A 10,636-nucleotide genomic window follows, 5' to 3' on the forward strand; every position below is an offset into this window, starting at 1 on the left:
ATCAGCTCAGGCGCTGCACAAACTCCGGCGCCAACCGCAGCACTTCCGGTGCATCGGTGCGCTGACTGGCAATGGAAGTGATCAGATGATCCAGCGCCTGGTTGACCAGTTGTTGCACCGGTTGCGCCAGCGTCGTCAATTGATAGCCGGGCCAGGCGGCTTGAGGCACATCGTCACAACCGATCAAACTGAACTGTTCCGGGCAGGTTTTACCGGCAGCGCGTAACGCGTCCATGGCGCCCAGTGCCAGTGCATCGCAGGCGCAAAACAGGGCGTCGGTGTCGGGGTGATCACGCAATAATTGTTGCGCTGCGCGGTAACCGCTGGCGTAGCTGTAGTCGGGGTTGCTCAGGCACGGAGGTGTTGTCAGCCCTGCTTTTTCCAGCCTGTCGATAAACCCCTGTTGGCGTTCTCGCGAGGCCTGGCCGTCGGCGCGACCACCAATAAAGGCGGGCGCTTTTCTATGCTGGCTAAGCAGGTAGTCGGCGGCGCGTTCGCCCACAGCCCGGTTGTCGGTGAGAATGGCCGACACCCGACCGCGCGGATCTTCGCGACCCAATAAAACCGCTGGCGTGCCCAGCGCCAGGAACGCATTGGTCGCTTCGGGTGAGAGTGAACCGGCAGCGATGATGGCGCCTTCAACCTGATAGGCGATCAGCCGTTCCAGCGCGTCGTCCAGGCTGCCTTGGGCATCCGGCATCACCAGCATGGCAACCCGGCCCTGAGCTTGTAGCGCTTGAGTTAACTGACTGAAAAAGTGCGGTTGGAAAGGGTTATCGAATTCGCCCATCACCACGGCAATCAATCCTGATGACGGCCCTTGTTTCGATTTCACCAGCGAGCGCGCCAGCGCATTGGGCCGGTAGCCCAGCTCACGCGCCACCGTCAGGACCTGCTCGCGGGTTTCCGGGTGAATGCTGGCTTCGGGCGTGAAAGCGCGCGAAACCGCCGAGCGTGACACTCCGGCGCGGCGCGCCACATCGGAGGCGGTGACACTGCGCGGTCTGGGTTTTATTGCAGAGGATTTCATGCCTGACTGTCCTGCTTTTCAATCTGCCAGCGGCCGCCTTTCAAGCGCAAACAATCGCCATCACGCGGCACAAAGATGTCGTCTATCGCGGCGGCTTCGGTGCGGATCCGCGCCTGGTGATCGGTGCCAATATGATAAGGGCACAGCAAGCTGCCGGTTTTCCGTTCCAGTTCCTGACACAAGGGCCAGTCGCCATGATGCGCCAAGCGCGATAACGCCTGGCTGACTTCGCATTCCTGAAACACAATATCGGCATTGGCGAGCAGGCTTTTGTTATGTCGGCTGGGCCGGCCATCGCCACTGTAAAACAGACTGCCCTGAGCGCCACGCAACCAGAGTGAACGGTTGGGCACCGAGTGCCGGCTGGTGGCGGTTGCCATCCGCCAGGGGCCGAGCGCATCGAGTTCGGCGCTGTCGACCCATTGAATGGAAAAGCCCGGGTCGTCATCCGGCCAGTGGCCAAAATAACTGAGGTTTTGCAGCCGTGCCCACTGGGCGCGCTGGGCAACGATCAACAGCGGTCGTTTGCGTTGGCAGTGCTGCCAGTGGTTGATCAGCGTCGTTAATCCCAGGCAATGATCCGGGTGACAGTGGGTGAAGTAGAGTGCTGATATGGCATCCGGGTCGAGCTCGCGTCGCCACAATGCCGGTGGCACTGTCGGCCCGCAATCGATCAGACATTGAAAGCCGTCTTCTTCCAATAAAAGGGATGCATTAACGCCCCTGGATTCGTAAGCGGCGCCCACGCCGATAACGTCGATCTTCATTGATGTTCCTTGTTTTGCCTGCGGACGTGCTTACTGACGGCTTGGCTTCCGGCAGTACGCTGCAAGTACATCCCTGTAAGCTCGACGGCCGCCATCCATGGCGACCGACGCCTGCCGAAAGCCAAGCCGTCAGCAATCACTCGTTTCGTGCCAACATTGTCATCCCGGCCTTGAGCCGGGATCTCGGTTTTCATGCTGTTCTACTGCGGACTCATCGCAAAACCACGCAATAAATGCTTTTGCAGATAACCCGCCAGCACTAAAACCGGCAACGAACTGAGCGTGCCAATCGCCATTAATTGCCCCCAGAAGGTCTGGTTTTCGGTGGTAAAGGTGGCGATGTACAACGGCAAGGTGAACTGGCTCGGCGTCTGGATAAACAGCAAGGCAAACAAAAATTCGTTCCACGCCAGCAGCATGGCGAAGATCAGCGTTGCCACCAGACCGGGTGCTGTCAGCGGCACCACAACGCGCAGTAAGCGTTGCATTAATCCCGCGCCTTCCAGTGATGCCGCTTCTTCCAGATCAATCGGAATCTGGCGTACAAAACTGAGCAGCATCCAGATGCAAAATGGCAGGGTATAGACCTGATAACTGAGCATTAAACCCAGGTGCGAATCGAGCAAATTCAACGCATTCAGAACCCGGTATAACGGAATGGCGACGACAATCGGCGGCAGCGTTTTAATCAATAACACCAGCAACAAAAACGCGTGATCGAGTTTCGCCGGAAAGCGATAACGCACCAGCGCATAGGCCGAAATAAAACCGATACTGAGTGAAACCGCCGTCGTGCCAATGGAGACCACTAAGGTGTTGAATAAACGCCTTAATACGCCTTCATCAAAGAGTTGAATAAAGTGCGCCAACGTCGGCTGGCTGGGCCAGAAAACCAGGCTGGTGCCAATGTATTCGGCGGCTGGTTTGAAGGCGGTGCCGAGCATCCACAGCGTCGGCAAAGTAAAAAATAACACCGCCAAACTGATGCCCAAGGGACGAAGCAAACGACTCATCAATGCGGCCTCCGCATCACTTGCCAGGCATAGGCCAGGCTCAATGCCAGCGCGATGATTAACATCACCACGGCAATCGCACTGGCGGTGCCGAGGTGGAAAAACTTAAAGCCTTGTTTGTAGGCGAGCAGCGATAAGGTTTCGGTGGAATAGGCCGGACCGCCGCCGGTAAGGACGTAGTTTTTATCGAATAATTTAAAGGCGTCGATGGAGCGCAGCAGCAAGGCTAAAAACAGTGGCGCACGCAATAACGGCAGCCTTACATGCCAAAACCGTTGCCAGTCACTGGCGCCTTCTAAGGTGGCGGCTTCTTCGATGTCGGGTGGTATGGCTTGCAAGCCAGCGAGCAATAACAGGAACGCCAGCGGTGTCCATTGCCAGGTGTCGACCAACACGATGGCGGCGAGTGCGGTTTGCGGATCGGACAACCAACTGACCCGGGCAATACCGAGTAAGTCGAAGAAGTTATTCAGCCAGCCGAAGTCGTAATGCAGCCAGGCTTTCCAGATCGAGGAACACACCAGCGTCGATAACATCATCGGATAAATACACAGCGGCAACAGCCAGGCGCGACCACGAAACGGCTGATGAAATAACAGCGCCAGCAGCAAGCCCAAACCTACTTGGGCGATGGATGCAGCGAGCGTAAAAACCACGGTGTTGCGCGTGGCTTGTTGGAAAAACCAGTCGCTGAATAACTCGCGGAAATTGTCGAGGCCGACGAAGTTCATCGGGCCGCCGTATTGGGTGTCTGTGAAGGCCAGCATCAGGCTGTAGCCGATGGGGTAGAGCGTCAGCAAAGCGAGCAGCACCAGCGCCGGTGACAGCAACAGCAAAGGGTGCCAGTGGGATCGGAACATGGGTGGCCTGTTTTTTTAGTTTGGTTCGGTGGGTGCTGTGGGTCGGCCTGAAATCGGCTGGCTGTTTGACGGGTCGGCATGAACCCTTCCCTGGGGCCTAGGCCTCGACATCCATGTCTCGGACTACCCGTCAAACAGCCAACCAATTCCAGACCTTATTCGGTGGCTAAATTTCTTACCGCGACGCCACCATCCGCTCATGCGCTTGCTCGGCCGCTTGTTCCGCGCTCAGGCGGCCCAGCAGTGCCAGTTGCAGGTAATCACCGAGGATGGATTCCAGTTGTTGCCAGTCCTGCACGCGCGGGCGGGCAGTGCCTTGGCGCAATGCGTCCAACTGGTTCGGGTACCAGCGGTATTGGGCGATAACGTCTTCATCCAGATAAACGCTGGTGCGCGTCGGTGGCAGACCTTGTTCCAGGGTCAGTTGACGCTGGAAGTCGGCGCTGGTGAAAAACGTCAGGAAGTCTTCAGCCAGATCGGCGTGTTCGGCGTGCGTAGAAACACCCATCTGCCAAACGCCCAGCATCGGTGTCGATTCATTCACCTGGCCCGGCGGCGGCACGATGTTGACCTGACCAACCACCTGGCTCACGGCCGGGTCGTCCATCGACGGCACCCAGGACGGCCAAACTTCAATCGCCATGGCGGCTTTGCCTTGCTGGATAGCGTCGCGCACTTCGCCGGAGTTATAGACTTCAACGCCAGTCGGGGCGACATCGCGCAGGCTGACAAAGGCTTCGATGGCCTCAACAGTGGCCGGGCTGTTCAGTGAGATGTTGCCATCTTTATCGACGATATGGCCGCCGTAAGCCCACAGCATTGGCAAGAAGCCGGTGACGATGGGGTTGCCCTGAGTGCCGCGGAAAACTACGCCAGCACGATCGTTGGTTTTCAGGTTCTGGGCGGCGCGGAAAACGTCGTCCCAGCTTTGCGGCTGGTCCATCAAATCGGAGCGGTAAGCGAACATGGCGACGTTGCCGACGACCGGCAGCGAATACAGCGGGCCTTGGCCGACCGGGTAACGCGAGATGTCGGTCAGTGACGGAATAAAGTCCTGGCTGACGGCGTCTTCATTCAAAGCGGCGAGCCAGTTATTGCTCATAAATTCCGGCGCCCAGGTGTCGTCGATCATCACCAGGTCGAAGCTGGAATCGCCTTCGCGCATGCCGATCACCAGCTTTTCATAGAGCGAGCCATAAGGCAGTTTCAGCAGTTCGATGTCGGTGCCCGGATGGGCGGCTTCATAAGCATCGACGCCGGCTTGCAGCGCTTCGCCATAGCCGCCGTCACGGCCAGCGATGACCAGATCAGCGGCTTGGGCCACACCGGTCAGCGCCATGGCGCTGGCCAGCAAGGTGGTAGAAAAAGCAGTAATAGGTTTCATGATGTTCTCCGTTGGGAGTCAGTCAGTTTTTAAATTGCACACGTGTGCAACGCTAAGGGCGGGCTGTGACTTTTCGGTAACAGCCCTGTGAAGCTTTGATGAACAAGGGAGCCATAGCTCGGTTCGAGTTATTCACAGACTCCCGGGGGTTTAATACGGCAGCAGGTTAAAGCGTTGGTTAGCGCCGCCGCTGCAATTGGCCAGTTCCGCCTGAGTTCCGTTTTGCTGGCTGTTGCCGGGTACCGCTGCACAACGATTGCCGATACCGACCAGCTCGCCGCTGGTGGTCAGGCGCCATTTTTCGCTGTCGCCACCGTCGCAATCCCACAGATGCAAACCTTTGCCGGCGACCGACTGACCACCGTCGATGTCGAAGCAATATTCCTCGTTACCGACCGCGCGCAGCTGGGTCTCATCGCTGTAGCGGAACACCTGATTGACGCCGTCGTGGCAGTTCCATTGATGGATGTCAGAACCGTCGGCGTAGCTGGCGCCTGCCACGTCCAGACACTGGCCACTGTGCTCAGCCTGCAAGCGGAAACGGTTAGGAATGGAGCGGCGTTCGCCGTTCAATGGAATGCGGTTGCCGTAACTGTCGAGCGTTTCACGGCTGATCATTGAAACGCCGGAAGCCACGGCGATGTAAGCGTTGTGATAGGCATCGAAATGATGGTTATCGGACGACCAGATATTGATCACCTGTCGGTTCAGCGCCGAGGCTTCGACCGTTTTCGACCAATACTTCAGGTTCTCGGTATTGCCGCAGACCACCCAGTTATTGGCCGCGTAGCCGCTGAAATCTTTGGCGCTGCCATAGGCATCGAAGTAGATCGGATCTTCCGCCTGAGGGCAGACCAGAGCTTGCGCCTGATTACCGAACTGCTCGATGTAAGCGCGTTGCGTCTGGTTTTTCTGGCTGATCGGGCCACCGGTCAACATCACCAGAAACTGACCGCGCAAGCTGCCGATGGTCGGCCAGCCGTTGTTCAGAACGCCCAGACGCAAACTGCTGTTGCCGGTGAACTGGCGCAGCTCTTCCGGCGTGAAAATCCGGCTGCCTAAGGTCTGTGACAACTGGCTATTTAATTGACTGCGTGCGCCACTGTCCCAACCAAACAACAGCCCGGCTTTTAAATCGATTTGCAGCGTGATTGGCAAATGGTTCGGGTGGCTGTTGCTCCAGCTGACCAGATCGTTCAGGCAGTCGGCAAAGCTACCGCCAGAACCACCGTTGCAGTTGTTGGCATAGTCGCCATCGGTGCCGTTATGTTTCACCACCAACTGACCGCCGGACTCCCAGACATCCAGCTCCACCACCCGATTGCCGCGGTTGAGCACATCCAGCAGGTTAGAAAACTGAGCGGTTTCATAAGGGTTGTGCGGGCGCGACCAATAAGCCTGGTCGTACGCCAGATTGTCGGACAGACCAGCGGCCGAAGGCACGGCCGCGCTGGCTACGGAGGCAATACAGGAAATCAAACCCAGGCCAAGCCAGGCACGGGCATTGGGGAAAGTCATGGCATCGTCCTCTTTATGCTGTTGTTGTATTCAAAGGTTGTGCACACGTGTGCAAGAGCGAGGATGTCAAAACGCCATGACCATCGACTGACGGCCTAATGAAGCTTTTTTGAACCTTAGAGGATTGGATTTGTTAATCTGCGCGACATCTTTGCGGCGATTCGGCAGGAGCCCGCCTGATGACCTTTAAAGCCATTCCCGTGCTGCGCATCTTCGATGTCGACAAAGCCATGGCGTTTTATCGCGACTTTTTAGGCATGACCGTCGATTGGGAACATCGCCACGAACCCGGCCTGCCGTTGTATTGCCAGGTCTCCAAAGATGACCTGGTGCTGCACCTGAGCGAACACTCCGGTGACTGCTCACCCGGCGCCAAAGTCTTTATCCAGACGGATCAGCTCGACGTTTTATTCAACGACATCAGCCAGCGCGATGACTCCTACAGCAAACCCGCAATTGAAACCGCGCCCTGGGGCGACCGCTGTTTCGAGGTGATCGATCCGTTCGCCAACCGCCTGCTGTTCAACCAGCCGTTGTGCCGGCCGTTATGATAGCGTCAGCCGGTCGGCGCCAGGTGCTGCGCGCGCATCGCTCCCATTACCCGAACCCCATCGGTTTTCAGACCGGGGACGACCTGCTGCTGGGTCAGCGCGATACCGAATACCCGGGCTGGGTATGGACCACCACCGGCGATGGCAACAGCGGCTGGGCACCGCTGGTGCTGATGACGCTCGCCGCCGATGGCCGCCACGCCAGGGCCTGCGCCGACTACAGCGCACGCGAACTGAATACCGAAGTCGGCGAGCGGCTGAGCGTGGCACGGGAGCTGAACGACTGGAGCTGGGTGGTGCGTGAAAACGGTGACGCCGGCTGGGTGCCGACGGCGACACTGGATGAGGTGATGTCTTAACAAAAAAGCCGGCCCGCTGATGGGGCCGGCCGGGGAGTCGTCGGCTAGGGCGAATTAAAATTCAGCCATCTCAGGTCGCGCAAGGCGTTGGGCCGGTACAGCGACAACGGCGACGTCCAACCCTTTTCGCTGACGCCAACCGAGGTCTTTATCGGCTCCGCCGGAGTGACGCTGATGTCCAGACATTCGGCTTCCAATTCGTCTTCGCTCATGGCTGCGGCGCGGTCGCCGCGCAGATAGGCCAGCTTGTTCCACTGATCGTCGCCATCGCGCAGGAACACATAGGCGGAAGCGTTGGTTGCGCCGTCTTTGGCATCGTCCTCGGCGATGATCATAGTACGGCCGCCGGCGCTCTTGTTGATGGAAAAACCGAAGTAGCCGGTTGGGTCGATACCGCCGTTCAGCAGAAACGCCAACTTGGTTTCCAGCCGCTCGCTGACGCTCAGGGCGACGGAGTCGGCCAGGCCGACGTCGTTGTAGGCGCGCAGCACATACTGGCTGTTCAGTCGGCTGTGCAGCGGCGTTTTGACAATCAACTGACCGTTACCGGCAGGCACCGACCGACCGACAGGCCGGTACAGTGAGTTCGGTCCCGGGCGCTCGAGCAACTGATAGTGAGTTGCGCCGCGGACTTCCTGCCATGCAAAATGCAGGCGCCGGGCGGATTTGAAGTGCAGTTCCAGGCTCGGCGCTGTCGGCGGTTGCATCTCATTCGTAGCCTGTTGTTCGTCGTTCCTCTCGCTGCGGTGGCTGTTGAGCAGACGGACGAAAATAGCCAGTAAGCCGAGTACAGCCAGGCTTTTAATAAAGATGCTCAGGGTGTGTGGCAAATCCATGTTGGTCTTCCTTTTTACCGGTTGGTCAACCTCAACAATCGGTTGATCCTGGGTTGTTATTGTTGAGCCGGTGGGCTCGGTTCACGATGGAAAACAGTGTGCGTGGGCACCGTGGAATTAAGTGTTTGAAGAATCGGATCGAGCCGCCTTATATTTGTGAATTAGTTCTCAAATCCGAAATCAGCTACCGATAAATTGCCCCTTTTTGAGCGATTTGAGCGGCTCACCCGGTGTATGGATGGCGACGGACAGGGAGTCCTGTGCCTCTGTTGTGAATCGGCCGCAAGCGGCCCCAAGGAACTGAACGCGTGAAACTATCGATACAAACGCTCACCGAGCTGACGGTATTCAAGGATGACCAACCCCTGCCGTTGCCGGCGTCCAAACGGACCCGCGCCTTACTGGCCTACCTGATCCTCACCGGTCGCATGCAGCGGCGCGACCGCCTGTGCGAGCTGTTCTGGGAGCACGCCGACGATCCCAGAGGCGCGCTGCGCTGGTCGCTCAGCAAGATGCGGCCGCTGGTGAACGAAGTGGGCCATGAGCGACTCTGGGCCGACCGTGAACGGGTGCACCTGAATAACCAGGACATCGACATCGATATCCACAACCTGGCGGATAAAATCGCCGACCCGGAGATATCGATCCAGGCATTGAAGGGCATCGACCGGGCGCTGCAAGAACCCTTGCTGGACGGCATCGACCTGCCGGACCAGCCGCTGTTTCAGCAATGGCTGACGGCCGAGCGGCAGGAGATCAATAAGTTGCGTGGCAAGCTGCTGTCCCGGCTGGCCGCCGATTCGAAACAACCGGTCATCGACCAGCTCGGCTGGGCCAACGCCTGGGAAGCGCTCGAACCGTTCAACACCGAAGCCGCCACCCGCGTGCTGACGCTGCTCGAATTTATGGGTGAAGAGCAACAACTGGCCTGGCGGTCGAACGAGCTGGCCCAGCGTTTTCGCAGGGCCGGCATCGCCTGGTCGGCAAAAGAACGCAGTCAACTGACCGACCAGTCCGAACCGCTGGCATACCGCACCCCCGAGCGTGAATTCCTGGCGCGCCAGAGCATTAAGCTGTGCACCGCCCAGGATGGTGTGCGCCTGGCCTACGCCGACATCGGCTCCGGCTATCCCATCATCAAGGCCGCCAACTGGCTGAGTCACCTGGAACACGACTGGGACGCCCCGATCTGGAGCCCGCTGTTCCGGCGCCTGGCGCTGAACCACTACTTCGTGCGCTACGACGAGCGCGGCAACGGCCTGTCGGACTGGGAGGTTAATGAGCTCAGCTTCGAATCCTTCGTCACCGACCTGGAAACCGTGGTCGAGGCCAGCGGCGTTGACCGCTTTGCGCTGTTGGGCATTTCCCAGGGCGCGGCGGTGTCGATCGCCTATGCGGTCAAATACCCGGAGCGCGTGTCGCACCTAATCCTGTTCGGTGGCTACCCGGCCGGCTGGCGCATCGGTACCAGCGACGAGGAAAAACGCGAGCGCGAAGCCATCATGACGCTGACCAAAACCGGCTGGGGCAAGGACAACCCGGCCTACCGCCATATTTTTTCCTCGACCTTCATGCCCAGTGCCGACGCGGCCGAACTGGCCTGGTTCAACGAATTTCAGCGCCTGACCACTTCGCCGGAGAACGCCGTCCGCTTCCTGTCCGCCTTCGGCGATATCGACGTCCGCCACCTGCTGCCCCAGATCCAGGTGCCGACGCTGGTCATTCACTCCCTGGGCGACCAACGCATTCCCGTCAGTGTCGGCCGCGACCTCGCCGACGCCATACCAAACGCCGAATTCGTCGGTCTGGACAGCGACGGTCATCTATTGCTGGGCCGGGAACCGGCCTCCAAAGACTTTATCGACGCCGTGCGCCACTTCATCGCCACCTACTAGTCACTGGCAAATGGGCTAAGCCCTTGATATGACGGCGAATCTGGACTTGAACCGGTGAATCTGTATACTGCGCGCCATCTGCCAAGCGCTGTAAATTGGCGAGGCAGATAAGCCCGTAGCTTTTATGCCCGAGGGTGCAGCTGGATAGAGCGCTGCCCTCCGGAGGCAGAGGTCTGAGGTTCGATCAAATGCGATAGCATTTGAGGCCGCGTCAGCGCCGCGAAGCGGGTGGTTCCATGCGAGCAGCATGGAACGAGCCCATCCTCTATTGAACAAACCAGAGGATGATGCCCGAGCAAGACAAGGTTTGTTCAAACGTTATCCGCCCGTAGCTTTTATGCCCGCAGGGTGCAGCTGGATAGAGCGCTGCCCTCCGGAGGCAGAGGTCTGAGGTTCGATCAAATGCGATAGCATTTGAGGCCG

At 58.6% G+C, this 10,636-nt stretch carries 10 protein-coding genes; 3 read left to right on the forward strand and 7 right to left on the reverse strand.

Annotated features, from left to right (window positions below; translation table 11 throughout):
* Position 1: 1 nt before the first annotated feature.
* The 6 genes from ABMA60_RS15255 to ABMA60_RS15280 all read right to left on the reverse strand — a co-directional run bounded on the left by ABMA60_RS15255 (position 2) and on the right by ABMA60_RS15280 (position 6,572).
* Positions 2 to 1,030 (reverse strand): LacI family DNA-binding transcriptional regulator, encoded by a 1,029-nt coding sequence (locus tag ABMA60_RS15255; RefSeq protein WP_392804726.1) that lies wholly within the window; start codon positions 1,028 to 1,030, stop codon positions 2 to 4.
* On the reverse strand, positions 1,027 to 1,797 hold the full coding sequence (locus ABMA60_RS15260) for an MBL fold metallo-hydrolase (protein ID WP_392804729.1): 771 nt from the start codon (positions 1,795 to 1,797) through the stop codon (positions 1,027 to 1,029). Before ABMA60_RS15260 ends, ABMA60_RS15255 begins: the two co-directional genes overlap by 4 nt.
* 200 nt (positions 1,798 to 1,997) lie before the next feature.
* Complete coding sequence (locus tag ABMA60_RS15265) at positions 1,998 to 2,810, reverse strand: carbohydrate ABC transporter permease (protein ID WP_392804732.1); 813 nt, start codon at positions 2,808 to 2,810, stop codon at positions 1,998 to 2,000.
* Positions 2,810 to 3,670, reverse strand: coding sequence for a carbohydrate ABC transporter permease (locus ABMA60_RS15270; RefSeq protein WP_392804735.1), 861 nt, complete (start codon positions 3,668 to 3,670; stop codon positions 2,810 to 2,812). Before ABMA60_RS15270 ends, ABMA60_RS15265 begins: the two co-directional genes overlap by 1 nt.
* A gap of 175 nt (positions 3,671 to 3,845) precedes the next feature.
* Entirely contained in the window at positions 3,846 to 5,054 is a 1,209-nt protein-coding gene (locus ABMA60_RS15275; protein ID WP_392804738.1) for an ABC transporter substrate-binding protein, read from the reverse strand.
* A gap of 150 nt (positions 5,055 to 5,204) precedes the next feature.
* Positions 5,205 to 6,572 (reverse strand): Ca2+-dependent phosphoinositide-specific phospholipase C, encoded by a 1,368-nt coding sequence (locus tag ABMA60_RS15280; protein WP_392804741.1) that lies wholly within the window; start codon positions 6,570 to 6,572, stop codon positions 5,205 to 5,207.
* A gap of 179 nt (positions 6,573 to 6,751) precedes the next feature.
* Between ABMA60_RS15280 and ABMA60_RS15285 the strand changes: the two genes are divergently transcribed.
* Both ABMA60_RS15285 and ABMA60_RS15290 read left to right on the forward strand, forming a co-directional pair.
* A complete protein-coding gene (locus tag ABMA60_RS15285; RefSeq protein WP_392804744.1) occupies positions 6,752 to 7,123 on the forward strand; it encodes a glyoxalase superfamily protein in 372 nt (123 codons plus the stop codon).
* Positions 7,120 to 7,482, forward strand: a complete 363-nt coding sequence (locus tag ABMA60_RS15290) for an SH3 domain-containing protein (RefSeq protein WP_392804746.1) — start codon at positions 7,120 to 7,122, stop codon at positions 7,480 to 7,482. The genes ABMA60_RS15285 and ABMA60_RS15290 overlap by 4 nt, the downstream gene beginning before the upstream one ends.
* Before the next feature lie 44 nt (positions 7,483 to 7,526).
* Here the strand turns inward: ABMA60_RS15290 and ABMA60_RS15295 are convergent, their stop codons facing one another.
* Entirely contained in the window at positions 7,527 to 8,318 is a 792-nt protein-coding gene (locus ABMA60_RS15295; protein ID WP_392804749.1) for a hypothetical protein, read from the reverse strand.
* Between the two features lie 308 nt (positions 8,319 to 8,626).
* Between ABMA60_RS15295 and ABMA60_RS15300 the strand changes: the two genes are divergently transcribed.
* Positions 8,627 to 10,213: an alpha/beta fold hydrolase gene (locus ABMA60_RS15300; protein ID WP_392804752.1), complete on the forward strand. Its 1,587-nt coding sequence runs from the start codon at positions 8,627 to 8,629 to the stop codon at positions 10,211 to 10,213.
* Positions 10,214 to 10,636: the final 423 nt, after the last annotated feature.

It is taken from the genome of Saccharospirillum sp. HFRX-2, assembly GCF_043196805.1.
Classification (GTDB): domain Bacteria; phylum Pseudomonadota; class Gammaproteobacteria; order Pseudomonadales; family Natronospirillaceae; genus Saccharospirillum.